This is a genomic window from Pantoea sp. MBLJ3, assembly GCF_000816655.1.
Taxonomy (GTDB): Bacteria; Pseudomonadota; Gammaproteobacteria; order Enterobacterales; family Enterobacteriaceae; genus Pantoea; species Pantoea eucalypti.
In genome coordinates, this window is record NZ_JSUT01000001.1 from 13,271 (window position 1) to 38,000 (window position 24,730).

General features: G+C 56.1%; 22 protein-coding genes. 7 read left to right on the top strand and 15 right to left on the bottom strand.

The window, feature by feature from the left end; translation table 11 throughout:
- Positions 1-89: 89 nt before the first annotated feature.
- From ubiB to udp, 6 genes are all read right to left on the bottom strand, one after another.
- Positions 90-1,727, bottom strand: coding sequence for a ubiquinone biosynthesis regulatory protein kinase UbiB (gene ubiB / locus NP77_RS00070; RefSeq protein WP_008926454.1), 1,638 nt, complete (start codon positions 1,725-1,727; stop codon positions 90-92).
- Complete coding sequence (locus NP77_RS00075) at positions 1,724-2,329, bottom strand: SCP2 domain-containing protein (protein WP_008926453.1); 606 nt, start codon at positions 2,327-2,329, stop codon at positions 1,724-1,726. Before NP77_RS00075 ends, ubiB begins: the two co-directional genes overlap by 4 nt.
- Positions 2,330-2,340: 11 nt before the next feature.
- Positions 2,341-3,099 carry a bifunctional demethylmenaquinone methyltransferase/2-methoxy-6-polyprenyl-1,4-benzoquinol methylase UbiE gene (gene ubiE / locus NP77_RS00080; protein WP_008926452.1) on the bottom strand — a complete coding sequence of 253 codons (759 nt, stop codon included), beginning with the start codon at positions 3,097-3,099 and terminating at the stop codon, positions 2,341-2,343.
- Positions 3,100-3,174: 75 nt separating this feature from the next.
- Entirely contained in the window at positions 3,175-4,674 is a 1,500-nt protein-coding gene (gene rmuC, locus NP77_RS00085) for a DNA recombination protein RmuC (protein WP_039658605.1), read from the bottom strand.
- A gap of 85 nt (positions 4,675-4,759) precedes the next feature.
- Positions 4,760-6,028, bottom strand: coding sequence for a tetratricopeptide repeat protein (locus NP77_RS00090; protein ID WP_039658606.1), 1,269 nt, complete (start codon positions 6,026-6,028; stop codon positions 4,760-4,762).
- Positions 6,029-6,117: 89 nt separating this feature from the next.
- Positions 6,118-6,879, bottom strand: a complete 762-nt coding sequence (gene udp / locus NP77_RS00095) for a uridine phosphorylase (RefSeq protein ID WP_008926449.1) — start codon at positions 6,877-6,879, stop codon at positions 6,118-6,120.
- A 304-nt stretch (positions 6,880-7,183) separates the two neighbouring features.
- Here udp and NP77_RS00100 point away from each other — a divergent pair, with 304 nt between their 5' ends.
- Complete coding sequence (locus tag NP77_RS00100; protein ID WP_008926448.1) at positions 7,184-8,017, top strand: dienelactone hydrolase family protein; 834 nt, start codon at positions 7,184-7,186, stop codon at positions 8,015-8,017.
- A 50-nt stretch (positions 8,018-8,067) separates the two neighbouring features.
- On the opposite strand, the gene metE is transcribed toward NP77_RS00100, so the two are convergent.
- The gene (metE, locus tag NP77_RS00105; protein ID WP_039658607.1) at positions 8,068-10,338 is read right to left on the bottom strand and encodes a 5-methyltetrahydropteroyltriglutamate--homocysteine S-methyltransferase; all 2,271 of its coding nucleotides are present in this window, start codon (positions 10,336-10,338) and stop codon (positions 8,068-8,070) included.
- A gap of 144 nt (positions 10,339-10,482) precedes the next feature.
- On the opposite strand from metE, the gene metR reads away from it, so the two are divergent.
- Complete coding sequence (metR, locus tag NP77_RS00110; RefSeq protein WP_003854400.1) at positions 10,483-11,409, top strand: HTH-type transcriptional regulator MetR; 927 nt, start codon at positions 10,483-10,485, stop codon at positions 11,407-11,409.
- An 83-nt stretch (positions 11,410-11,492) separates the two neighbouring features.
- On the top strand, positions 11,493-11,972 hold the full coding sequence (locus NP77_RS00115; protein ID WP_039658608.1) for a DUF1456 family protein: 480 nt from the start codon (positions 11,493-11,495) through the stop codon (positions 11,970-11,972).
- A gap of 399 nt (positions 11,973-12,371) precedes the next feature.
- Here the strand turns inward: NP77_RS00115 and NP77_RS00120 are convergent, their stop codons facing one another.
- Positions 12,372-13,232, bottom strand: a complete 861-nt coding sequence (locus NP77_RS00120; RefSeq protein WP_003854395.1) for a carboxylate/amino acid/amine transporter — start codon at positions 13,230-13,232, stop codon at positions 12,372-12,374.
- A gap of 375 nt (positions 13,233-13,607) precedes the next feature.
- Here NP77_RS00120 and glpT point away from each other — a divergent pair, with 375 nt between their 5' ends.
- Complete coding sequence (gene glpT / locus NP77_RS00125; RefSeq protein WP_003854394.1) at positions 13,608-14,948, top strand: glycerol-3-phosphate transporter; 1,341 nt, start codon at positions 13,608-13,610, stop codon at positions 14,946-14,948.
- Positions 14,949-14,997: 49 nt separating this feature from the next.
- Here the strand turns inward: glpT and yigL are convergent, their stop codons facing one another.
- Together yigL and pldB are read right to left on the bottom strand one after the other, a co-directional pair.
- Positions 14,998-15,798 carry a sugar/pyridoxal phosphate phosphatase YigL gene (gene yigL, locus NP77_RS00130; RefSeq protein ID WP_003854392.1) on the bottom strand — a complete coding sequence of 267 codons (801 nt, stop codon included), beginning with the start codon at positions 15,796-15,798 and terminating at the stop codon, positions 14,998-15,000.
- Between the two features lie 51 nt (positions 15,799-15,849).
- On the bottom strand, positions 15,850-16,842 hold the full coding sequence (gene pldB / locus NP77_RS00135; protein ID WP_003854390.1) for a lysophospholipase L2: 993 nt from the start codon (positions 16,840-16,842) through the stop codon (positions 15,850-15,852).
- Between the two features lie 112 nt (positions 16,843-16,954).
- Here pldB and rhtB point away from each other — a divergent pair, with 112 nt between their 5' ends.
- A complete protein-coding gene (gene rhtB, locus NP77_RS00140; protein WP_039658609.1) occupies positions 16,955-17,578 on the top strand; it encodes a homoserine/homoserine lactone efflux protein in 624 nt (207 codons plus the stop codon).
- Between the two features lie 70 nt (positions 17,579-17,648).
- Here rhtB and NP77_RS00145 read toward each other — a convergent pair whose 3' ends face one another.
- From NP77_RS00145 to pldA, 4 genes are all read right to left on the bottom strand, one after another.
- Positions 17,649-18,458 carry a DUF1460 domain-containing protein gene (locus NP77_RS00145; protein WP_039658610.1) on the bottom strand — a complete coding sequence of 270 codons (810 nt, stop codon included), beginning with the start codon at positions 18,456-18,458 and terminating at the stop codon, positions 17,649-17,651.
- A 221-nt stretch (positions 18,459-18,679) separates the two neighbouring features.
- Complete coding sequence (gene rhtC, locus NP77_RS00150) at positions 18,680-19,303, bottom strand: threonine export protein RhtC (protein WP_003854380.1); 624 nt, start codon at positions 19,301-19,303, stop codon at positions 18,680-18,682.
- A 12-nt stretch (positions 19,304-19,315) separates the two neighbouring features.
- Positions 19,316-21,145 (bottom strand): ATP-dependent DNA helicase RecQ, encoded by a 1,830-nt coding sequence (recQ, locus tag NP77_RS00155; RefSeq protein ID WP_039658611.1) that lies wholly within the window; start codon positions 21,143-21,145, stop codon positions 19,316-19,318.
- Between the two features lie 24 nt (positions 21,146-21,169).
- A complete protein-coding gene (gene pldA / locus NP77_RS00160; RefSeq protein WP_003854378.1) occupies positions 21,170-22,048 on the bottom strand; it encodes a phospholipase A in 879 nt (292 codons plus the stop codon).
- Positions 22,049-22,242: 194 nt separating this feature from the next.
- Here pldA and NP77_RS00165 point away from each other — a divergent pair, with 194 nt between their 5' ends.
- Complete coding sequence (locus NP77_RS00165) at positions 22,243-22,713, top strand: thioesterase family protein (RefSeq protein WP_003854376.1); 471 nt, start codon at positions 22,243-22,245, stop codon at positions 22,711-22,713.
- A 23-nt stretch (positions 22,714-22,736) separates the two neighbouring features.
- Positions 22,737-23,642 (top strand): EamA family transporter RarD, encoded by a 906-nt coding sequence (rarD, locus tag NP77_RS00170; RefSeq protein ID WP_003854374.1) that lies wholly within the window; start codon positions 22,737-22,739, stop codon positions 23,640-23,642.
- Here rarD and NP77_RS00175 read toward each other — a convergent pair.
- Positions 23,607-24,665, bottom strand: coding sequence for an AbrB family transcriptional regulator (locus NP77_RS00175; RefSeq protein ID WP_003854372.1), 1,059 nt, complete (start codon positions 24,663-24,665; stop codon positions 23,607-23,609). The two genes, rarD and NP77_RS00175, sit on opposite strands and share 36 nt — an antisense overlap.
- Positions 24,666-24,730 lie beyond the last annotated feature (65 nt).

Sequence of the window (24,730 nt, forward strand, 5' to 3'; positions counted from 1 at the left end):
GTGAAAACGATGAGGTAATGCACCACAGAGTGCCCTTTTCAACCGGGCCTGAGCCAGCGACATTACCTTTTTTTAGACGGACGTGACAATCAGTTTGTCTTACGCCAGCCGATTAACCAGGAGACGATTCCCGCCGCCATTAACACCGCCGGGAAGAAGTCCCAGTCCGGTCGGGTGAGTAGTACAGCCGTTCCGCTTAACAGCAACGTTGCCCCGACGCCAAACAGGTAGCGCGCCTGATGGTGACGAACGCGCTGTGCGTGCATATCACCCACCAATTTATCGACGCTATGCCGTAGCAGCTTGTGCTGGCGCAGGCTGTCGTAAAACAGCTCGGGCAGCTCGGGTAACTTTTCAGCCCAGAATGGCGCTTTCTCTTTCACCGCACGGATAATGGCCGGCAGACCGACCTGATCCTTAATCCACTCTTCCAGGAACGGCTTGGCTGTCTTCCACAGATCGAGCTGAGGATAGAGCTGACGGCCAATCCCTTCCACATAAAGCAGCGTTTTTTGCAGCAGGACCAGCTGCGGCTGCACTTCCATGTTAAAGCGGCGTGCGGTGTTAAACAGGTTCAGGAGCACATGTCCGAAGGAGATCTCAGCCAGCGGCTTTTCAAAAATCGGTTCGCAGACCGTACGAATCGCAAACTCGAAATCTTCGACATTGGTATCGGGCGGCACCCAGCCGGAGTCTACGTGCAGTTCCGCGACCTTACGGTAATCACGGTTAAAGAACGCGATAAAGTTTTCCGCCAGATAACGCTTATCTTCTTTGTTCAGTGAACCCACGATACCGCAGTCAATGCCGATATATTGTGGATCTTCCGGATGGTCATAGCTGACAAAGATGTTGCCCGGATGCATATCCGCATGGAAGAAGCTGTCGCGAAAGACCTGGGTGAAAAAGACCTGCACGCCACGTTCAGCCAGCAGCTTCATATTCACGCCATGGCGTTCCAGCGTAGCAACGTCAGAAATCGGAATGCCGTAGATACGCTCCATCACCATCATGGTTTCGCTGCAGTAATCTGAATAGACTTCCGGTACGTAGAGCATGCGGCTGTCTTCAAAATTCCGGCGCAGCTGAATGGCGTTGGCTGCTTCACGTAACAGGTTCAGCTCATCAAGCAGGGTTTTCTCATAATCGCGCACCACCTCGACCGGACGCAGACGGCGGCCATCCGGCAGCAGACGCGGAACCCAGCGGGCCAGGCGATAGATCAGCTTCATGTCCGCTTTGATCACCGGCAAAATATCGGGGCGGATCACTTTGATCACCACTTTCTTGCCGGTCGATTTCAGCGTGGCGGTGTGCACCTGTGCAATGGATGCTGACGCCAGTGGCTTGATATCAAAATCATCAAACCAGGTTTCAATCGGCGCGCCCATTGAGGCTTCAATCTGCGCTTTCGCTTTGACGCCATCGAAGGGCGCTACGCGGTCCTGCAGGATCGCGAGTTGATCGGCGATCAGCGGCGGGAAGAGATCCCGACGGGTCGAGAGCATCTGCCCGAACTTGATCCAGACCGGACCCAGTTGCTCCATCGCCATGCGCATACGTGCGCCGATGGGTTCATGCTGATGCAGATTCGGGATCCAGAAAACAGAGCGACGCCACAGGCGAAACAGGAATGTGAGGCGTGTCTGAGGTATCAGTTCATCAAGGCCATAGGTCAGAAACACCTTCATGATCAGATATAAGCGGCGGATCTCTCCAAAACTCATTTTGCCTCCAGCTGCGCCAGACGCGCATCAAGCGCCTCAAGCGAACGTTCCATCGCGTCGACCTCCTCAGAAAACCAGGCTAATTCCAGCGAGCCAGGCGCAACACGCCACTCTTCGGTGATAGCCTGTCCGAGATAATCCTGGCGACGCTGCACTTCGCCTGTGAAAAAGCGGAATGCCTGTTGCGAGCGCTGACTGATGCCCTGTGCGGCGATATCGCCTACCCAGGGAGCCAGATATTCTGCCGGGTCCAGCTCAGCCAGATCCATCAGCGCGGAGAACTGCTGCACTACCTGCAGGTCGCCATCAACCTGCAGCTCACCGCTGCGAATCAGCGGCGTCAGCTGCTGGCGATCGCGCAGCTTCGTCAGCGTTTTCAGCGAGGTGATCACCGTGCAGTCACTGCTATCCTGCCAGTCCGATAACACGTCCAGTTGCTGTTCACTGAAAACCAGCACCAGCGGATAAGAGAACTCAGTCAGGCGCAGCGTCAGCACTTTGCCATTCAGACGTTGCCGCGCCGGTTTCAGGCCGCGATCGCGATAGAGAATACGGTTCAGCGCCGTTTCCAGGCCCGCGGTAATCAAGGGCATCAGGTTCATTACCATCTCACTCAGAACTTAAATCCACGATGCAGCGCGACAATGCCGCCGGTCATATTGGAGTAAGTGGTATTTTCAAAACCGACATCGTTCATCATCGCTTTCAGGGTCTCCTGATCGGGATGCATACGTATCGATTCGGCCAGATAGCGATAGCTCTCTGCATCCTGCGCCACCAGCTGTCCGATACGCGGCAGAATGTGGAATGAGTAAGCGTCATACGCCTTGCTCAGCGGATCCAGCACCGGCTTAGAGAACTCCAGAACCAGCAGACGTCCGCCCGGCTTAAGGACACGGAACATCGAGGCCAGCGCTTTCTCTTTTTCCGTGACGTTGCGCAGACCAAAGGAGATGGTGATGCAGTCGAAATAGTTATCGGGGAAAGGCAGAGCTTCTGCGTTGGCCTGTACGTAACTCACATTGCCAACCACACCCTGATTGCGCAGCTTTTCGCGGCCCATCTTCAGCATGGAGCTGTTGATATCGGCCAGGACAACCTGACCGGTTTCGCCCACCAGGCGAGAGAATTTTGCGGTCAAATCGCCCGTACCGCCGGCCAAATCTAACACGCGCTGACCGCGACGTACGCCGCTGCTGTCAATGGTAAAACGCTTCCAGATACGATGGACGCCAAACGACATCAAATCGTTCATCAGGTCATATTTTGCCGCTACGGAGTGAAACACGTCCGCGACTTTGTCAGCTTTTTCGCTTTTGGCGACCGTCTGAAAGCCAAAATGGGTGGTTTCCTGCTGTGATTCATCTGCCATCGGTTTTACCTGCTCCACAAACAATACTTCCCGAAGTGTATCAGAGTCACGGAAGTCAGGCACGCTGCGCCCATACTATTCGTGGAGGCGTCTCACACGCGGCTCACTCTCATCCGCATCCCTGTCGTCATCTGCATCCTCATCCGCCCGGTTTTCCGGCATGGCGCGTTCGGCCAGTTGCGGGTTGATGGGCCGTTTGATCTCCACGCCCAGCGCCCGAAATCCCTCTATCTGCGCAATCAGGTTGCCGCGCCCCTCTGACAGCTTTTTCATCGCCTCGCGATAGCTGTTTTGCGCCTTATCAAGACTGTGACCAATGCCGGTCATGTCATCGGCAAACAGCCGCATCTTGTCATAAAGCCGGGTTGCCCGATCGGCAATACGCTGTGCATTGCGGCTCTGATGCTCATAGCGCCAGAGATTATTAATGGTTCGCAACGCCACCAGCAGTGTGGTGGGGCTGACCAGCATGATGTTCTGCTGCAGTGCCTCGCCAATCAGCTCAGGCTGGCGATCAATGGCCAGCAAAAAGGCGGGCTCAACCGGGATAAACATCAACACATAATCCAGCGATCGTAAACCGGGCAACTGTTGATAATCTTTTCGGCCCAGCAGACGGATGTGCGCCCGCATGGCAGCGACATGCTCCTGAATCGCCTGCTCACGTTCAATTTCATCTTCTGCATTGAAGTAGCGCTCATAAGCCACCAGCGTCATCTTGGCATCCACGACGACATCTTTGCCCTGCGGCAGACGCACTATTACATCCGGCTGCATCCTGCCCTGTTGTTCTGACTGAATGCTCACCTGGGTTTCATATTCATAACCTTCACGCAGTCCGGAGGCTTCCAGCACGCGGCCCAATACAACTTCACCCCAGTTACCCTGAATTTTGTTGTCGCCCTTCAGCGCTTTGGTCAGGTTTAATGCCTCCTGCGCCATCTGCGCATTCAGCTGCTGTAACTGCCGGATTTCATGGGTCAGGGTGTGGCGTTCACGCGCCTCTGCGCCAAAGCTCTCATGAACCTGACGACGAAAGCCATCAAGCTGCTCACGCAGCGGGCCAATCAGCCCATCCAGACTCTGGCGGTTTTGTTCATCGACGCGACGGCCGCTGTTTTCGAAAATACGGTTGGCGAGGTTTTCAAACTGGGCGCTGAGGCGTTGTTCGCTGTTGGTCAGCAGGCGCTGTTTCTCTTCAGCTGCGAAGCGGGTCTCTTCCAGGCGGATGGTCACTTCACGCAGTTCTGCTTCCTGCGCGCTGTTAACCTCCAGCTGATTACGCAGTTCACGATTGAGCTGTTCGCTTTCATTGCGCCAGTAATCAAGCTGTTGCAGTCGCTCATTGGCACCGCTTAGTGCGCCGTGAAGCTGACGCAGTTCCTGCTCACGCTGCTGCGTCTGCTGCTGAAGCTGTTCGATTTGCTGCTGCTGGCGCTGTTGCGCCTCTTCCTGCAGACGGCGCTCGGTCTGGAAACTGGCGACCTGATGACCGGCACGTAACTGTGCCAGCATCCAGCCAATCCCTAACCCGGCAAGCGCCAGACAGGCGCTGATGATGATGTGCTGATCCATGATTTCCCCGCGACTCAGGCTGCTGAGGGAAAAGGTAGAGTCGCACTGTATGAATGTCCAGACAATTTTAGCCAGACTCAGCGGCTTACAGAGCCGCCACCGTCAGCTTTCCAGCCTGCCACGCATCAATCAGGAAAAACGGCATCGGCAGCAGCCATTCACCGTTTTTGACCTGCGCCAGATAGTGCCAGGTTGTCTCGCCGGAGGTGATCGCGACGCGCTGCCGGCTACCGTCAGCGGCGCTGGTTTTACCGGTCATACTGGCAAATCCCGCATTACTACCAACGTGAAAATGCGGCGTATTCCAGCGCACAGGCCTATGGTCAGGCCACGGCTGGGCCTGATGGAAATGAAACAACTCATCATGGCTCAGGAGGCTTTCGCGCACAGTTGGCCACAGCGCTACCTTGAGGAAATACTGGTCGGTGAAGCGTTCACTACCCTGATACTGCGCGATGAAATCACGCATCGCCTGTTCCACACCCCGGAAGACGCCGTGACAGCCGCCCCACATCCCTGCCAGCAGCAGTTCGGTATGAGAGAAGTAGTCACGCATATGGTGGAACCAGTAAGGCGACGCCAGCCAGGCATTAACCGCCGCCGCTTCGCGCTCCGAGAGCAACGAGTCGGCATCGCGCACGATAAAGCGCTTCACCGCGGGATCGTCGAGCACCAGAAAACGCCACAGGGTTGGATACAAAGTTTTTTCATGAGACATATCGACCAGCTGGACGTGCGACTGGTCAAGGCGCTGCCAGACATGCTGCGGCACGCTGTCATCAAGATAGATGCGACAGACCCAGCCGGGATAAAACTCAGGCGCGACTTCAACGTTTTTGATTAAGGTTTCGCAGTAACGTGGCTGATCGCCATACAGGCAGAAAGCAATGACATTCTGCTGCGGCTGACGGAGATCAACAGGCTCAGGTTGCGGAGCGGGAAAGGCCATGCGCTGCTCCTGACTGAAACGTGCATCAGAACGCATCAGCGACGCCAGACCGTAACGTGCGACTTCGTCCTTTTTATCCAGCCAGCCACACACTTCGGTCAGGCCATCCAGCCAGGTTTCAGAAGCTGTAGCCTGCACAGCGGGCGGTGACTGATAAATCTTCTGATAGATTTTGTACGCTTTATTGTGCTGACCCAGACGCAGCAGACAAAGGGCGTAGTCGCTCAGCACCTGCATCTGGTTGGGCATTGAGCGCAGCACCTCTTCGCAGCACTGGGCTGCCAGCGCATAGTCGCCCTGTTGCATGGCGGCACGGAAACGTTCGGCACTGCGTTCCAGGCGGGCATTGAGTGCGGCAGGATTCGCGCCGGGGAGAGGACGTCGGACAGGAATGGTGTTGCGCATAAACACTCTCAGGTTTCACTGACGTTACGCGCCATTAACGACCGGCAGCAGGTTTTGAGTCTGGACAAAAACCTGCTGCCTGACGCGGCCTACAGCAAGCGACGCGCCGCTTCGACCACAATCTTCACTGCGTCACTTTCTGTCTGTTTCATGGTGACCGCATCCGGGATCTCTTTCTGCGTGCGGTTCACAATCACGCCCGCCACCATGCCGGCTCGCAGACCCTGGCTGGCGCACATGGTTAACAGTGTAGCGGATTCCATCTCATAGTTAAGTACACCCATCTCCTGCCACTCTTTCATCGAACCTTTAAAGCGGCTGACGACGCGGCCTGAAACAGTGTCGTAACGCTCCTGGCCCGGATAGAAGGTGTCAGATGAGGCGGTGATACCGATATGGGTCTTCGCGCCACAGGCTTCTGCGGCAGCAACCAGTGCGGTGGTACAGGCAAAATCTGCCACTGCCGGGAACTCCATCGGCGCAAAATGCAGGCTGGCCCCGTCCAGACGAACCGATGCGGTGGTCACCAGTACATCGCCAACATTGATATGTGGCTGGATCGCGCCAGTGGTCCCGACACGCAGGAAGGTGCGCACGCCGAGCTGTGCCAGCTCTTCCACCGCAATCGACGTTGAAGGACCGCCAATACCGGTTGAGCAGACCACAACGGGTTTACCATCAATTTTTGCCAGCCATGAAGTAAATTCACGGTGTGAGGCGAGATGCGTGGCATCTTCCATCAGTCCGGCAATTTTCTTCACACGCTCCGGATCGCCCGGCACAATCGCCAGGGTGGCGCCCTGCAGATCGGCTTTAGTCAGGCCAAGATGGAAAACGTCAGACTGTGTCATTTTTCAGACTCCTGTTAAGGGAAGGTATCGCGCCACTCTACGCCAGCACGCCCGATAAATATGTGACAGCATTCACTTAAGAAAATGAAAGTTACATTTCCAGCCAGATTAAATGTGATTGATATCACACAATAACATCTTCCTGGTCCCGATAGCTCTTCGCGAGGCTGTGTCCGGGTCAGCGCAATGTTAAAGAGGAGGATGATTTTATTCGCTGCTGATTCTGTTACCCGACACCTGGCGCATATGCTTTGTCGCCAGGCTATAGTTACGTGATTGCGCAAATGCTTGCACGGAGAGAATAATGAAACCCAGTGATAATATGGCACAAAAACCGGCGACGGGCGGCTTTGCCCCTGCCGTGCAGCCCACCGCCTCTACGACCATCATTACCGAAAGCCCGGCCATTCACGCAGGTGAAACCTCGGTTCCCAGCCAGGGCGAAAACATGCCGGCATTTTTTGCAAAGCCTCACTCAGCGGAAGGCCCGTTGCCTGTTGTCCTGGTGGTGCAGGAAATCTTTGGTGTGCATGAACACATCCGGGATATCTGCCGTCGTCTTGCGCTGGAAGGCTATCTGGCGATCGCGCCCGAGCTCTATTTCCGCGAGGGCGATCCTTCTGAATACAATGATATCCCGACGCTATTCAGCGAGCTGGTCAGTAAAGTCCCTGACACTCAGGTGCTGGCTGACCTCGATCATGCCGCAAACTGGGCGGCGCGCAATGGCGGCGATATCCGTCGCATGGGCATCACCGGTTTTTGCTGGGGTGGCCGCATCAGCTGGCTCTACGCCGCGCATAACCCACAGCTGCGCGCCGCGGTTGCCTGGTACGGGCGACTGACCGGTGAGCGCACGCTGAAGCAGCAGAAGCATCCTATTGATATTGCGGTCGACTTGAGTGCCCCGGTGTTAGGTTTGTATGGTGGTCAGGATGACGGCATTCCACTGGAGAGCGTCGAGCAGATGCGTCAGGCGCTGCATGCCGCCAATGCAACCGCCGAGATCATCGTCTATCCCGAAGCGGGACATGCGTTTAATGCTGATTACCGTCCGAGCTATCATGCTGAATCAGCGAATGATGGCTGGCAACGCATGCTGGCCTGGTTCAGGCAGTATGGTGTGGCATCAAAATAAATGAAAAAGGGGCGCTTCTGCGCCCCTGATTTTACCCACCGGCCCCATTCCTACGCCGTCTCACCACGCAGTTTCTTCGCCGCCGTCACCATATTCGCCAGCGCCTGACGCGTCTCCGTCCAGCCACGCGTCTTAAGACCGCAGTCCGGGTTTACCCAAAGACGTGTTTCCGGAATCCGTTTCGCCGCCTTCCGCAACAGTGCTTCTATCCACTCCACGCTGGGAACATTGGGGGAGTGAATATCATAGACGCCGGGCCCGATTTCATTCGGATACTCGAAATCTTCAAACGACTCCAGCAGGTCCATGTCAGAACGCGAAGTTTCGATCGTGATGACATCCGCATCCAGGGCTGCGATGGCGTCCATAATGTCGTTAAACTCGCAGTAACACATATGCGTGTGAATCTGGGTTTCATCCCGCGCCACCGCCGCATTCAGCCGGAACGCTTCAACGGCCCAGTTCAGATAGGTCGCCCACTCAGACTGATGCAGGGGCAGACCTTCACGCAGCGCAGGCTCATCAATCTGAATAATCCCGATGCCCGCCTTCTCCAGATCTTCCACTTCATCACGCAGCGCCAGCGCGATCTGCTTAGCGATGATTTCACGTGACACATCTTCACGCGGGAATGACCAGCAGAGAATCGTCACCGGACCGGTCAGCATCCCTTTTACCGGCTTGTCCGTCAGCGACTGGGCATAGTGGGCCCACTCCACAGTGATCGCCTCCGGGCGACTGATATCGCCAATAATGACAGGCGGTTTCACACAGCGAGAACCGTAGCTCTGCACCCAGCCGTTCTGGGTAAAGACAAAGCCGTCCAGATGCTCGCCGAAGTACTCAACCATATCGTTACGTTCTGCTTCGCCATGCACCAGCACATCCAGCCCCAGCCGCTCCTGCTCGGTAATCGCCTGTTTAATGTGCTCCGCGATGCCGGTGCGGTAATGACTGCTGTCAAGACGGCCCTGTTTAAAGTCGAGACGCAGGCCGCGAATTTCAGTGGTCTGTGGAAAAGAGCCAATGGTGGTGGTGGGCCAGGCGGGCAGATTGAAACGCTGACGCTGCAGGACGGCGCGAACCGGGTAAGCACTCTGCCGCTCACTGTGCTGTGGCGTGATGGCCTCCAGACGCTGCCCCACCGCCGCATTATGCACCCGTCGGGAGTGAGCACGGGCCTGCACCGGCGCGCTCCAGGCGTCCAGCGCCGCCGCATCATTGTTGTTCAGAGCCTGACTCAGCAGCAAGAGCTCAGCACATTTCTGCAGCGCAAAGGCGAACCAGCTTTTGACTTCGTCATCCAGGCGGGTCTCGACACTCAGGTCGATCGGGCTGTGCAGCAGTGAGCAGGAAGATCCAATCCACAGCTGCTCACGCTCTCTGGTCAGCGGTTGCAGGCGACTGAACCAGCGGCTCAGATCGGCGCGCCAGACGTTACGTCCGTTGATCACGCCCAGCGACAGCAGCCAGCTGGCGGGGAGTTGCTGATTCAGCTGCTTAATATCATCATTGCCATGGACCAGATCGACATGCAGGCCCTGCACCGGCAGCGCACGAATCACATCAATGTTCTGGCCGATGCTGTCAAAATAGGTGGTCAGCAGCAGCTTGCTGTGGCCCTGCAGAGCGTCATACGCCAGCTGAAAGGCGTCGCGCCAGGTCTGCGGCAGCTCCAGCGCCAGGGCGGGTTCATCAATCTGTACCCATTCGATGCCGCGCTTTGCCAGTTCCGCCAGCACCTGCTGATAGACCGGCAAAATCGCCGCCAGCAGCGACAGACGTTCAAAGGGTTCACCTTTGACTTTACCCAGCCACAGATACGTCACCGGCCCGAGCAGCACCGGCTTAATGTTATGGCCCAGCGCCAGCGCCTCATCAACCTCGTCCAGCAGCTGAGTCCAGCTCAGTTTAAATGTCTGGCCCTGAGTAAATTCCGGCACGATGTAGTGATAGTTGGTGTTAAACCATTTGGTCATTTCTGCCGCCGCCGCGGGTTCGCCGGTCGGCGCACGCCCGCGCCCCACGCGAAACAGCGTATCCAGATCAACGGTGCCCTCTGTGTTCTGATGACGTGCAGGCACATTGCCCAGCAGCAGGCTGGTGGTCAGCACATGATCATACCAGGCGAAATCGCCGACCGGCAGCAGATCGACGCCCGCCTCTTTCTGCTGTTGCCAGTGTCGCGCCCGCAGCTCGCGGCCCGTCGCCAGTAGTGCCTGCTGCGTGCTGTCGCCTGCCCAGTAACTCTCGAGTGCTTTTTTCAGTTCACGGCGCAGACCAATGCGGGGAAAGCCGAGGGTATGGTTGAGGATAGTCATGTGCTGTTCTCCAGATAATCTTTCACTTTGGCTAAAATGGGCAGCCAAAGATGTTTAGCCGTCCAGATGTTTACACTGCTATAATCTGCGGGTACTGTATGTCTCTCAAGCGCAATATGTTCATTTTCGATGTGAAGGACTCTCATGATCGAACTCAAGCACCTGCGGACGCTTCAGGCTCTGCGCAATACGGGATCGCTGGCGGCGGCGGCGGCCCAGCTTCATCAGACGCAATCGGCGTTGTCTCATCAGTTCAGCGATCTGGAGCAGCGGCTGGGATTCCGCCTGTTCGTGCGTAAAAGTCAGCCGCTACGCTTTACGCCGCAGGGGGATATTCTGCTGCAGCTGGCTGAGCAGGTGCTGCCGCAGATTCAGCAGGCGTTGCAGGCCTGTCATGAGCCGCATCAGACCACGCTGCGGGTGGCGATTGAGTGTCACAGCTGCATTCAGTGGCTGACTCCCGCGCTGGACAAGTTCCGCCAGAGCTGGCCGCAGGTGGTGATGGATTTCAAATCAGGCGTGACCTTTGATCCGCAGCCCGCTCTGCAACAGGGTGAGCTGGATGTGGTGCTGACCTCCGACATTCTGGCGCGCTCGGGCCTGTTCTACTCGCCGATGTTTGATTATGAAGTCCGGCTGGTACTGGCGACGGACCACCCGCTGGCGCAGGTTGAGCAGATTTCGCCAGAAGATTTGGCCGATGAAGTGTTAATGATCTATCCGGTTCAGCGTCAGCGTCTGGATATCTGGCGTCACTTCCTGCAGCCAGCGGGCGTGAGTCCGGCTCTGAAAAGTGTGGATAACACCCTGCTGATGATTCAGATGGTGTCGGCGCGCATGGGGATTGCCGCACTGCCGCACTGGGTGGTGGAGAGTTTTGAGAAGCAGGGTCTGGTCGTTACCCGCACGCTGGGCGATGGCCTCTGGAGCCGTCTTTATGCCGCCGTGCGCGAAGGCGAGCAGCGGCAGCCTGTGCTGGAGGCCTTTATCCGCTTTGCCCGTCAGCACGCCTGCGAGCATCTGCCATTTGTGCGCGACGCCGCGCTGCCCGGTGCAGTATTACAGCGGTAATCCGGCGGGCACAAACCTGCGCGAACGCGGTCGAAATCCCCTATAATGCGCAGCCTGTCGACTGAAGATGAGAAGATCTCACCATGACTAACAATGATATTCTGCGCAGCGTGCGCTACATGCTCAATCTGAGCGATGCCAAAATGGTGGAGATTTTTGCGCTGGCGCAATGTGACGTGCCGGTAGCGGATATTCAGGCGTGGCTGAAAAAAGATGACGATGCCGCGTTTCGTCCCTGCCCGGATGTGCTGATGGGTTATTTTCTGAATGGCCTGATCTTTTACCGTCGTGGCAAAAGTGAAGATGCGCCCGCGCCGTCCATAGAACGCAAGATGACTAACAATATCTTCATGAGAAAGCTGCGCATCGCTTTTGATCTGAAAACCACCGACATTCCTGATGTCCTGAAGCGCGTGAATTTTACTGTTTCACAGGCTGAGATTGGCGCGATTTTCCGCAAACCGGATCATAAGAACTATCGCGAGTGTGGCGACCAGATTCTGCGCAACTTCCTGAAAGGGCTGGCGATGATTCAGCGTCCTAAGAGTGAGCAGCCTGCCTGATATGGCGCCATCCAGTCGGAAATGGCGGGTTGCTGCGTAAAGACGGCGTAAATCCATCCCTGGAGCCTCGACCGCCGGTTTACTCGCCTCATCCGTGAGGCTCGCCCGCAAGCGGGCCGACGCTGTGCGTTGTTCAAAAACGCTCCCGACGTTTTTGTCCCTGCGGCGGACGCTTTACTTCTCAACCCGCCATCCCCTCCTTCATATTCGCTCTGAGTCCTTTGTTCAACTGCGATGATGCTGTTAAGTCTCCAGGGCTGGCGCGTCTGAAGAGCGAAGCGTCCGGGCCAGGGATGGCCCGGCCGATCCACAGGGAGGTGAGATTCCTTCGCGATCGGACGCGCCAGCCCGGGAGGCCGCAGTCCGGCTACAGCAACGGTTTGTCCCAGCACCTAATGATTACCGGTCACTACGCCCCACCACCCACCGCTTATGCACCCACAGCGAGGCGAGGATCACCAGCGCGCCCGCAATAAAGCTCGGCCAGTGCGGCTTCTCCTGCCAGATAGCCAGATTTACCAGCAGCCCGGCGGGAACGTGCATGTTATTCATAATGCCCAGCGTACCGGCATCGACCTGCGTCGCACCGTAATTCCACATAAAATAGCCGAGACCGGAAGCTGCCACCCCCAGCCAGACCAGAATGCCCCACTGCAATGAAGTCGTCGGCAACTTCTGCGGGTTACCCCAGGCACACCAGGCGATCACCGCAATCAACACTGCCCCCAGATAGAACCAGGAGAAAGCGGTATGCTGCGGCATGGGTCGGGTCTCCTGCAGACGCTTATAACCTACCATTCCCGCCGCAAAGCAGATGTTTGCCAGCTGCACTAACAGCAGGCCAAACCAGAAATGATCGCTGACTTTGTCATAGCGAATAATGGCCGCGCCTGCCACCGCCAGCAACGCACTGAAGATATAGCCGATGCGCAACGGACGACGGCTGATCAGATCATAAATCAGCGTCACGTAGAGCGGGGTCATCACCGTAAACAGCAGGAACTCCGACACGCTCAGGTAGAGATAGGCTTCGAAGCTCAGCAGATACATCACGCCCAGCTGCAACATCCCCACCAGCATATAAAGCAGCAATGTCGAAGGGCGATGGCCGCGCCAGCGCAGGAAAGGGAGAAACACCAGCGCAGCAAGCGCCAGACGCATGAGCACAGAGAACCAGCTGTCTACCTGACCGGCAAGATACTCGCCAATCAGGCTGAACGAAAAGGCCCACAGAATGGTGGTAATAATCAATAAAAACACGGTGACGATCCCGAAATAAACAGGCCGTCAGTGTAAACAATGTGCAGCCCTCAGGCTGTTAAATCTGGTTGACATCTGATTACTAACCAGGCGATTAAAACGCCCGAAAAATGACTTGTTTACACTTACTGACATAAGCGGTGCCGGAATGGGTTTTATGCCAGATAAAATGCGCGAAATGATCCATCGGATGATCATATTCGCTCTCAACTGTAATAAAACTGTAACAAATGTGTCACTCATCACAGTAACGTTGCGCAACTAACACTATTCTTTGCGCGAAATGGAACATCCTGCGTCCATTTTTTTCTGCTCTTTTCCTGCCCCAACCTGCTGGGAATAAAAAACCATAATGTGCCCTGGAGGGCCTCACTGATGCTGAGCATTTTTAAACCTGCACCACGTCAGCCGCAGGTGGCGGAGGATCATGTCGATCCGCTCTACCGTCGCCTGCGCTGGCAAATTTTCATCGGGATCTTCTTTGGTTACGCGGCCTACTATCTGGTCAGGAAAAACTTCGCACTCGCCATGCCCTATCTGGTGGAGCAGGGTTTTTCACGTGGCGATCTCGGTTTTGCCTTATCCGGCATCTCCATTGCCTACGGCTTTTCAAAATTCATCATGGGCTCGGTCTCTGACCGATCAAACCCGCGCGTCTTCTTACCGGCTGGCCTGATTCTGGCAGCAGCAGTGATGCTGATTATGGGATTTGTCCCCTGGGCGACGTCCAGCATCATGGTGATGTTCGTGCTGCTGTTTGTCTGCGGCTGGTTCCAGGGGATGGGCTGGCCACCCTGTGGACGTACCATGGTTCACTGGTGGTCGCAGAAGGAGCGCGGCAGGATTGTCTCGGTCTGGAACTGTGCGCATAACGTGGGCGGCGGTATTCCGCCTCTGCTGTTCCTGCTCGGCATGGCCTGGTTCAACGACTGGAAAGCAGCACTTTACATGCCAGCGTTTGGCGCGATTGCTATTGCGATTCTGGCCTTTGCGCTGATGCGCGACACCCCACAATCCTGTGGTCTGCCGCCGATTGAAGAGTACAAAAACGACTATCCGCCTGATTACGATGCCAGCCACGAAGAGGAGCTGACGGCAAAACAGATCTTCATGAAGTATGTGCTGCCAAACAAGTTGCTGTGGTACATCGCACTGGCCAACGTCTTTGTTTATCTGCTGCGCTACGGCATTCTCGACTGGTCGCCGACCTATCTGCGCGAAGTAAAACACTTCACGCTGGATAAATCGTCGTGGGCCTACTTCCTGTATGAATATGCGGGGATTCCGGGCACGCTGCTGTGTGGCTGGATGTCGGACAAAGTGTTCCGCGGCAATCGCGGTGCAACCGGGGTGTTCTTTATGACGCTGGTGACCATTGCAACTGTGATCTACTGGCTCAACCCGGCGGGCAATCCTGGTGTCGACATGGCCTGCATGATCGTGATTGGCTTCCTGATCTACGGCCCGGTGATGCTGATTGGTCTGCACGCGCTGGAACTGGCACCGAAAAAAGCGGCGGGCACGGCAGCGGGCTTCACCGGCCTGTTCGGCTATCTGGGCGGATCGGTGGCGGCCAGCGCCATTGTCGGTTACACCGTCGATTATTTCGGCTGGGACGGCGGCTTCATGGTCATGATTGCGGGCTGTGTGCTGGCGGTTATTCTGCTGTTACTGACCATGGTCAGCGAACACAAACACAAAAAGACCCTCGCCTGACGGCCATAAAAACAGGGCCGGTTATACGGCCCTGTTTTACGCTGACGGCTTAAGCCAGATAGAGCGTGCGAAGCATCTGCGGCACCGCATCATCGGCATTCGACCCAATCACATCCAGCGCTGGCAGCGTATCTTTCAACCGCTGATGGGCGTTCTGCATGATAAAGCCTTTACCCGCCATGCTCAGCATCTCCACATCATTCATGCCGTCGCCAAAAGCGATACAGCTTTTCAGCGTGTGGCCCAGCGTCTTCGCGACCGCCTCCAGCGCATGTCCTTTCGACACGCCACCCGCCATCACTTCCAGACAGGTGGGCAGCGAGAAACTGACATTAACCCGGTCGCCCCAGCGCGCTTCAATCGCCTGCTCCATCGGAATCAGATGCTCAGGATTTTCGCAGGTGAAGAAAACCTTGCTGATGTTATCAGTAGGCAGCAGCCCTGGCTCATAGACCTGATAGTTGAAGACCGACTCGCGGAAATAGTCCTGCTCCGCCGGGCTTGAACGGCTGACAAACCACTCATCGTCGCGGTAGACGTGCGTCAGAATATCGCTGTGATGATACTGCAGACCAAACAGATCGCTGGCGATGTCCTCATCCAGATTATGACTGAACACCAGTTCGCCCTGTGCGTTGTGCACGCGCGCGCCGTTTGAGGTGATCATATAGGCAGGAATGGCCAGGCTGTCGCGCATCTGTCCGACATCAATATGATGACGGCCAGTGGCGAACACAAAGTGAATATCTTTCGCGACCAGCTGCTGCAGTGTTTCACGCGCAAAAGGGGTCAGACGATGTTCGGGAGAAAGCAGCGTGCCATCCAGATCGGATGCAACGATGTGATACATGAAAACCTCGGGTATCTGGTTCTGCCGGTTTAACCGGTCGGATAAAAAACGTCAGTGGTGCGATGAAAAAAAGTCGACCACTGCATTGAGTGCTTCGGCGCGCATCTCATCCTTTTCAAACAGGATCTCATGACGCGCACCCTCGATCACCCGTGGCTTATTGCCCTCACACGGATGACCCGCCGCGGCCATTGCGGCACAAAACAGATCCTGTGAACGATTGTCGACCACCCGATCGTCGCTGGCCTGTAACAGCAGTAGCGGCGTGGTGATCTTATCGACCTGACTGATAATATTGCGACCGGCATGGATGCCTTCACGCACCCAGTGGTAGGTTGGCCCGCCGACGCGAATTGCCGGATCGTCCGCATAAAATCGCAGGTTTCGCCGGTAACGCTCGGTGCTGTGCGTCAGCCGGTTAATGCCAAACGGGTGCGCGCGCCAGCGTCCGGTGCCGAGCGCATAGCCATCGCGCATAGCCGGACGTTTCTCCGCCCAGTCAAGAAGCCGATGGGCCAGAAATGAGGGCAGCGGCAAGGCAATGCCAAACATCGGCGCCACTAACGCTGCCGCATGAAACGCCTGCGGCTGACGCGCCAGGAACAGCGTTAAGATTGCGCCACCCATCGAGTGAGCCAGCGCATAGCGCTGCTGATAGTGACCGCTGACAATCTCTTTAAGATAGAGCGTTTCAAGATCGTCGACGTAATGGGTAAATTCTGCCACGTGACCGCGGTGTGAATCTTCCAGCAGGCGATCGGAACGCCCCTGACCGCGATGGTCCAGGATCACCACATCAAATCCGCAGTGAAACAGATCGTACGCCAGCTCAGGATATTTTATGTAACTCTCGATGCGTCCCGGCACAATCAGGATCACACGCTTATGTTGCGGCGATGTGAAGCGGACATAGCGCAGTGTCAGATTTCCTACGCCGGTAAACTCCCGTTCTTCACGACTGTGCCAGAAATCGAGCAGCGGCCCGGTGGCGAAGGCAGCAAAGGCTTTTTCACGTCGCAGCCAACTGGCTTTGTGTTGATTCATTCGCCCTCCTGATGACCGGATACTGAGTCATGAATGCCATGCGCAGGCCGTAGCGTCGCGCTTATTTCTGGCGTATTGTGTCACAATTCCGTTACTAAAGAGAGCCTGACCCATGACCATCGAATGGTGGCTGACCTATCTGCTTACCACCACAATTCTCAGCCTGTCGCCTGGCTCCGGGGCAATCAACACCATGAGTACCGGTATCAGCCATGGCTACCGTGGCACGGTGGCCTCGATCTCCGGTTTGCAGGTCGGACTCATGCTGCACATCGTGCTGGTCGGTATCGGACTGGGCGCGCTGTTTTCACAGTCGTTGCTGGCGTTTGAAATTCTGAAATGGGCCGGTGCAGCCTATCTGGTCTGGCTGGGTATCCAGCAGTGGCGCTCAGCAGGTGGCATCGACCTGGATGCTGTCGCCAAAGCGATGCCGCGCCGTCGCCTTTTCAAACGCGCCGTGCTGGTTAACCTGACCAACCCGAAAAGTATCGTCTTTCTTGCTGCACTCTTTCCGCAATTTATCCAGCCACATCAGCCGCTGTTTATGCAGTATCTGGTGCTGGGTGTCACCACCGTGGTGGTCGATATCATCGTGATGATTGGTTACGCCACATTGGCAACGCGCATTGCTGGCTGGATTAAAGGACCAAAACAGATGAAGTTAATGAACCGCATTTTCGGTGGTCTGTTTATGGCAGTGGGCGCGCTGCTGGCCAGCGCCAGAAAGATCGCGTAAGGCTTTACGCGCCGACACGCTGAGGTCGGCGCGATCCTGCCCTGCATCACATCCCCTCTCCCTGGCGACGCTACGGCGCGGTCAATGGCACCGCACGCAACACAATAATGCCCGGTTTTGATCGCATATATTCCCTGAATGGCGTATCGACCACTTTGCGATTAATCGCCAGCGAAGAGGCGTTCCTGAACCACAACCGTCCATCATGCCAGACGGCAATCCCAACGTGCGACACATCCAGCCCCTGAGCGTTGGTATAAACGCCAATGTAATCGCCGGTCTGAATCTGCTTCAGTACCAGCGATGTGATCGCGCGAGCTGGGATGTAAGTTATGCGTCGGGGAACCACACCCAGACCGGGCAGCCTTTCTTTTCCGCTGACCTCACGATTCAGTTGCTTCACCACCGTCACCGCATCCGGGCTGAGTGTGCGGGTTATGTCAGTGGCATTACGCGGGCTTTCAGCAAACCAGTCGGAAAAAAAGTGACGCCGTTTCAGGTAGCTGACTTCTCCACCCGCGTAACGGGTGCGAACCAGGTTAGCCTCAAAGCTGGCGCGATCCTGACTGCGGCTTAGCGCCTGAACGTAATCAAGCAGCGTGAAACAATCCACTCCGTTGAAATTGATCACCAGCGCTTCTGGTGTTTCGGGTGAGCCGATCAGCGTATCCGCCTGATAAGGCGTACCGAGAAACGCAGCGGAGATCTGGTTAATTCTTTCGCCCTGCTGCTGCTCAGACACCGGAGGCAACTGCGCCAGGATGGCCGATACCCTGTCTCCCTTCACCTGGTCAGGAACGCGATAATGGACAGCCTCAGGCGCGGCGCAGGCGCTGATGCAGAACGCGATTAACAACACTAACAGGGGTTTTGTGTTCATTATCATCTCCATGAAAACAGAGTCCGTCGATACGACCATACCGGAGGTGAAGGTTTCATTAATCAAAGAAGGGTGACGATTTATACGCGGTTGTAACAGTGGGGCGTTAACAGGTGCAGTTTGTGACAGTCGTCACGCACGTGAAGTTCAGAGAGATACCACAGGCAATGAAGTTTTGCCGGATGCGCAATGCGCTCTCCGGCATAAAGGGATTGCAGCGCTTAACGTGAAATAATCAGGTGGATACCAAAACCGGCAAACAGGACGCCTGCCATGCCATCGACCCACTTTGCCAGGCGCTGATATTTTGCGCGGATCCACGGTAGCGCAAAGATAGCCGCGACCAGAGCAAACCAGGCAAAGGTTTCACCAATAATCAACAGGAACAGGCCCCAGCGCTCTGCCGAACCCACATCATCACCGACGAACAGCGAGAAGACGCTACCGAAGTAAATAATCGCTTTAGGATTCGACAGGTTCGTCAGCAGGCCTTTGAGAAAGCTCATTCCGCGTTTCGGCAGCTCAACTACGGGCTCATCCTGCTGCGGCTGTTTGTGTCGCTGACGTGCCGAACACATCAGCTGCCAGCCCATCCACAACAGATAGAGTCCACCACCGACCATGATGACCTGATGCAGCCACGCCATTTTTTCCAGGATCAGGTGCAGTCCCATCAGCGCCACGCCCGCCCAGACAACGATACCCAGTGTAATACCCAGTACCCCCATCATCGCCTCTTTACGCGAGCGGCTGGCGGCGGTTTGCGATACGAAAAAGAAATCAGGGCCGGGGCTCATCAATGCCACCAGATGAACCAGCGCAACCGTTGCGAATAACATCAGCATAATCAGTGTCCTTTATTCTTCATCATCAAGATGCTCTTTGATCATCACCAGGAAAGGTTTGCCAAAGCGCTCCAGTTTGCGGTGGCCCACGCCGTTGACGCTGAGCATCTCCGACGCGCTGACCGGCATCTGTTCTGCCATCTCTATCAGTGTGGCGTCATTGAACACCACATAGGGGGGAATATTCTCTTCGTCGGCGATCGCTTTTCGCAGCTTACGCAGCTTGGCGAACAGCTTGCGGTCGTAATTGCCACCGAGAAACTTCGCCGGACTGCTGCTTTTTGTTTTCGCAGTAATCAATCGCGGCACTGCCAGCATCAAAGGCACTTCACCGCGCAGCACCGGGCGCGCTGCTTCGGTCAACTGCAACGCCGAATGCATAGCGATATTCTGCGTCACCAGCCCCAGATGGATTAACTGACGTAACACACTGACCCAGTGTTCGTGACTCTGGTCTTTGCCCAGCCCATAAACCGGCAGTTTGTCATGACCCTGTTCACGAATACGCTGATTATTAGACCCGCGTAGCACCTCAACGATATAGCCCATGCCAAAACGCTGACCAACACGGTAGATACCGGAAAGCGCTTTTTGCGCTTCAACCAGACCGTCATAGCGTTTAGGCGGATCGAGACAGATATCGCAGTTGCCGCATGGCTGCTGGCGACCCTCGCCAAAATAGTTCAGCAGCACCAGACGCCGGCAGGTCTGCGCTTCCGCAAACGCGCCCATCGCATTGAGCTTGTGGCGTTCAATATCCTGCAGCTGCCCTGGCACTTTCTCTTCGAGGCATTTACGCAACCAGGCCATATCGGCCGGATCGTAGAGCATCATCGCTTCGGCGGGCAGACCATCACGTCCGGCCCGGCCGGTTTCCTGATAATAGGACTCAATATTACGCGGAATATCGAAGTGAACGACAAAACGGACGTTGGGTTTGTTGATACCCATGCCAAAGGCCACCGTCGCCACCACGATTTGCAGATCGTCACGTTGAAACGCTTCCTGCACCCGGCCACGCTGTTCGCTATCGATTCCGGCATGATAGGCGCCCACGCTGAATCCACGGCTTTGCAGACGCGCGGCGGTGTCTTCCACCTTCGCCCGGCTGTTGCAGTAGATAATGCCGCACTTACCGCGCTGATCCTGAACGTAGCGCAGCAGCTGATCGGTGGGTTTAAATTTCTCCACCAGCGTGTAACGGATATTAGGACGGTCAAAGCTGCTGATCTGGATCAGCGGATCCTGCATGTGCAGCAGGTTAACGATGTCATTGCGGGTGGTTTCATCCGCCGTCGCGGTCAGTGCCATCACCGGTAATTCCGGGAAGCGCTGACGCATCTTTCCGAGTGCGCCATATTCCGGACGGAAATCGTGGCCCCACTGGGAAATGCAGTGCGCTTCGTCCACGGCCAGCATCGCGGGCTGCCAGTGCGCCAGACTTTCCAGGAAGTTATCCATCATCAGGCGTTCGGGAGCGATATAAAGTAGCTTAACCCGACCGGTACGGCAGTCTGCCATCACCGTCTGCTGCTGATCGCGCGTCATGGTGGAGTTGAGATACGCCGCCGCCACGCCATTCGCCAGCAGCTGATCGACCTGATCTTTCATCAGAGAGATCAGCGGTGACACCACCAGCGTCAGTCCCTCGCGCACCAGCGCCGGAATCTGATAACAAAGCGATTTCCCTCCGCCAGTGGGCATCACCACCAGGCAATCGCGCCCGCTTAGCGCCTGATGAATGATCGTCTGCTGACCGGGACGAAAATGCTGATAGCCGAAGGTATCCTGCAATACCTGCTGCGCCAGCGCTTCCTGATTGAGAACTGCCGAGGTTGCCACGCGATTCCTGTCTTACGTTTGAGATTAGAACAAGTCGTTAAGCGTTACACCCACACCCAGACGCGTCTGGCGATGGTTGTAATCGATCAGTGATTCACCGTAACCGCTAAATACCTGAGTATAGAAGCGGACATGCTCACTGATAGGGTAGCTCCAGCCCATTGTCGCGCCGCCATAACCGCTGTTCCAGTTATAGTTGCCCTCAACGCTGAAAATACTGTCGCCTAGCCGGTAGCCCACTTTGGCACGGTAATAACCCATGTATTTGGTGATATCAGGATTATCATCGCTGCTCTCCCCTTCCGGGATGCGATACCAGGGTTTGATTTCCGCCAGGAAGTTACCGTTCTCCGCCATCAGACGCGCATAAACACGGTTCCAGCTGCGTGAAGTCGGATCGCTTCGTCCATTGGACTGATGATTCAGACCCACTTCAACATCCCGTAAGGTCCAGCCCGCCAGTGAATAGTCGGTTGCCCAGCCGAGGAAGATCTGAGGTTCATAGTTGGTTTCGCGGAATGGCGAAGACTCCGCGCTATTCGACAGCTGCCACCAGGAACGCTGTGTATAAGAGGCCGCCAGGACGGAGTTGTCGCCCAGAATACCGCGCCATAACGGAAATGCCAGACTGAGCTGGAATTTCACTTCATCTTTACGGGCATTTTCTCCCCAGTTATAAGATGAGATCGCCTCTTTATTCAGATCGCTGGTATAGGTGTAGAGCAGATAGTTGTTCTCGTAAGGATAGAGAACAAACGGGTTGTCGTGCTTCTCCAGCAGGTTAGCAATAATGCTGCCCTGGACCTGTGGCGCGTCATGAACCTCTTTAATCTGGGCTTCATCCGCCTGCGCCAGCGCAGGAAATATCAACATTGCCGCCAGCAAGGCGCGATGCTTACGCATAGAATTCTCCGGTGAGCAACTGCGTATCAGAATAACTGAAAGGGTGTCGTAAAAAGCAGGCCATTCTACACACAAATGGCAGCGAGCATGAGTGCTGATTTCTTAAACTGGAAACACCCTCGCAGGCGTCATAGAATACACAACTCATTAACGTTCCGCGCCCCTCTGGCCCGATTTTTTCAGGACACATCATCATGTCATCACCCGTGCTGACACAGCAGGACGCTCGTAAGCTGGTCGGCGAAATTTTCGTTTATCACATGCCGTTTAATCAGGCGCTGGGCCTGGAGCTGCTGCGCCTTGACGCAGACTACGCAGAGATCAGTTTCAATAACAAAACCATGCTGGTAGGTAATCAGGCACAGCAGATCCTGCACGGCGGTGTTATCGCCTCGGTACTGGATGTGGCTGCGGGCATGGTGTGCGTCAGTAATGCGCTAACCCGTCAGGAGAGCATCACTGAGGAGGAGCTGCGCCAGCGTCTGTCGCGCATGGGCACCATTGATATGCGTGTCGACTATTTACGTCCCGGACGCGGTGAACGCTTCATCGCCACCAGCAGCCTGCTGCGTGCCGGTAACAAAGTCGGCGTGGCTCGGGTGGAGCTGCACAATCAACATGGCGACTACATCGCTACGGCGACTGCCACCTATCTTATCGGCTAACCACGACATTGAATGGATCGCATATGGATACGCAACAAACCCGGCAGGGCGTTGGCTTTGCACTGGGCGCTTACTTTATCTGGGGCATTGCGCCCGCCTATTTCAAGCTAGTGAAACAGGTTCCCGCGACAGAAATCATGACGCATCGCGTGATCTGGTCTGCGCTCTTTATGCTGTTGCTGATTACCCTGAGCCGCAGCTGGCCCGGTGTACGCAGCGTATTGCGCCAGCCCCGAAAAGTGCTGATGCTGGCGCTGACAGCAGTGACGATCGGCGGCAACTGGCTGCTGTTCATCTGGGCGGTCAACAATCAGCATATGCTGGAAGCCAGCCTCGGTTACTTTATTAACCCGCTGATTAACGTGGTGTTCGGCATGCTGTTTCTGCGCGAACGCTTTCGTCGCCTGCAGTGGCTGGCCGTACTGCTGGCAGCCGTCGGCGTGCTGGTGCAGCTGTGGCAGTTTGGATCGTTACCGATTATCGCGCTGGGCCTGGCGCTGAGCTTTGCCCTGTACGGTCTTTTGCGCAAAAAGATTCAGGTCGATGCGCAGAGCGGTATGCTGATTGAAACCCTGTGGCTGTTCCCGCTGGCGGCGATTTACCTGTTTGGCTTTGCCGACAGCGCCACCAGCCATTTATCGGCTAACCCGCTGAGCCTCAACCTGAAGCTGATTGCGGCCGGCATTGTTACCACCATTCCACTGATGCTGTTTGCGGCGGCCTGCAGCCGACTGCGACTCTCCACCGTGGGCTTCTTCCAGTACCTCGGCCCGACGCTGATGTTTGTCCTGGCGGTGGTGTTTTACGGTGAAACCATCACGCCAGACAAGCTGGTGACCTTTGCCTTCATCTGGCTGGCGCTGCTGGTGTTTGTCTGCGATGCGGTGGCGTTTTCATTCCGCTCCCGTTCCCGTGCGCGCGTAGCGTGAAATAAAGCGCGCTAAAGCCGGGCCGGTCAGCAGGATGGTAAAGAGACGCAACGTCTGCATCGCCATCACAAACGCCATATTGACCTGCGTGCCTGCAGCAATAATCGCCACCGTGTCCAGTCCGCCTGGACTGGTGGCGAGATAAGCCGTCATCAGATCGATATCCAGCATTCGGGTCAGCATCCACGCCAGCCCGCCACACAACAACATCAACCCGAAGATCGAGGCCAGCATTTGCGGCAGCGTGCGCAGTGCCAGCAGAAAAATCGGGCGGGTGAAACGCAGTCCCACGCTCCAGCCAATCAGCGCATAGGCCACGGCCAGCAACCATTCCGGCACCTGTAATATCGCGATATGACTGCTGTTCAGTGCCGCACCCGCCAGTGCGGGCAGCAGCAACGCGCCAGAAGGAATGCGCAGTCGTGTGCCCAGCCATGCACCCAGCAGCATGACGACCAGGGTAATGGCAAAACCGCGATTCAGCGCCGGAAACCAGAGCAGCGACACGCTGTGTGCTTCATCGCCCAGCCCGATGCGCGCCACCAGCGCGGCCGCCGAGGCGACAAACAGTACCCGCAGATACTGCATAAACGCCACCAGCCGGACGTCAGCGCCAAAGTCACCCGCCATCGCCACCATGGCCGATGCTCCCCCCGGCGACGATCCCCATGCGCCGGTCGGGCCAGGCAGATGACTGAAGCGCACCAGCAGAAAACCGGACAAGCCACTGGCCGCCAGCGTCAGCAACAGCACCGCCAGTACGATCGGCCAGTCCTGAATCAGCGGTGTCAGAATCGAAGGTGACAGGCTTTGCGCAATCATGCAGCCCAGAACGGCCTGAGCAACCAGGAAGAACCGTTTATCAATGCGCAGCGTGGCACCTGATAGCCCCATCACCACGCCCACGATCATCGGTCCCAGTAACAGCGCGGCAGGCACATGAAAATAGTGCAGCACCGCACCCAGCAACACTGAGACCAGCAACAGCAGCGTCCACTGCGCGCGCAACGAAAAAGCGTCCATAAGAAGTTAATTATTTGTAAAAACAGGAGGATCAGAGTACGCAGAAACGGGGATGAGAGCCAGCA

What these genes read in the sequence shown, in the direction of transcription:
- ubiE (WP_008926452.1), bottom strand. Translation starts at nt 3,099, where the DNA reads ATGGCAGATGAATCACAGCAGGAAACCACCCATTTTGGCTTTCAGACG.
- NP77_RS00175 (WP_003854372.1), bottom strand. Translation starts at nt 24,665, where the DNA reads ATGGACGCTTTTTCGTTGCGCGCGCAGTGGACGCTGCTGTTGCTGGTC.
- ubiB (WP_008926454.1), bottom strand. Translation starts at nt 1,727, where the DNA reads ATGAGTTTTGGAGAGATCCGCCGCTTATATCTGATCATGAAGGTGTTT.
- rmuC (WP_039658605.1), bottom strand. Translation starts at nt 4,674, where the DNA reads ATGGATCAGCACATCATCATCAGCGCCTGTCTGGCGCTTGCCGGGTTA.
- NP77_RS00090 (WP_039658606.1), bottom strand. Translation starts at nt 6,028, where the DNA reads ATGCGCAACACCATTCCTGTCCGACGTCCTCTCCCCGGCGCGAATCCT.
- NP77_RS00145 (WP_039658610.1), bottom strand. Translation starts at nt 18,458, where the DNA reads ATGAACACAAAACCCCTGTTAGTGTTGTTAATCGCGTTCTGCATCAGC.
- pldA (WP_003854378.1), bottom strand. Translation starts at nt 22,048, where the DNA reads ATGCGTAAGCATCGCGCCTTGCTGGCGGCAATGTTGATATTTCCTGCG.
- rhtB (WP_039658609.1), top strand. Translation starts at nt 16,955, where the DNA reads ATGACCATCGAATGGTGGCTGACCTATCTGCTTACCACCACAATTCTC.
- pldB (WP_003854390.1), bottom strand. Translation starts at nt 16,842, where the DNA reads ATGAATCAACACAAAGCCAGTTGGCTGCGACGTGAAAAAGCCTTTGCT.
- rhtC (WP_003854380.1), bottom strand. Translation starts at nt 19,303, where the DNA reads ATGCTGATGTTATTCGCAACGGTTGCGCTGGTTCATCTGGTGGCATTG.
- udp (WP_008926449.1), bottom strand. Translation starts at nt 6,879, where the DNA reads ATGACACAGTCTGACGTTTTCCATCTTGGCCTGACTAAAGCCGATCTG.
- metE (WP_039658607.1), bottom strand. Translation starts at nt 10,338, where the DNA reads ATGACTATCCTCAACCATACCCTCGGCTTTCCCCGCATTGGTCTGCGC.
- rarD (WP_003854374.1), top strand. Translation starts at nt 22,737, where the DNA reads ATGGATACGCAACAAACCCGGCAGGGCGTTGGCTTTGCACTGGGCGCT.
- NP77_RS00115 (WP_039658608.1), top strand. Translation starts at nt 11,493, where the DNA reads ATGACTAACAATGATATTCTGCGCAGCGTGCGCTACATGCTCAATCTG.
- NP77_RS00100 (WP_008926448.1), top strand. Translation starts at nt 7,184, where the DNA reads ATGAAACCCAGTGATAATATGGCACAAAAACCGGCGACGGGCGGCTTT.
- NP77_RS00165 (WP_003854376.1), top strand. Translation starts at nt 22,243, where the DNA reads ATGTCATCACCCGTGCTGACACAGCAGGACGCTCGTAAGCTGGTCGGC.
- metR (WP_003854400.1), top strand. Translation starts at nt 10,483, where the DNA reads ATGATCGAACTCAAGCACCTGCGGACGCTTCAGGCTCTGCGCAATACG.
- yigL (WP_003854392.1), bottom strand. Translation starts at nt 15,798, where the DNA reads ATGTATCACATCGTTGCATCCGATCTGGATGGCACGCTGCTTTCTCCC.
- glpT (WP_003854394.1), top strand. Translation starts at nt 13,608, where the DNA reads ATGCTGAGCATTTTTAAACCTGCACCACGTCAGCCGCAGGTGGCGGAG.
- NP77_RS00075 (WP_008926453.1), bottom strand. Translation starts at nt 2,329, where the DNA reads ATGAACCTGATGCCCTTGATTACCGCGGGCCTGGAAACGGCGCTGAAC.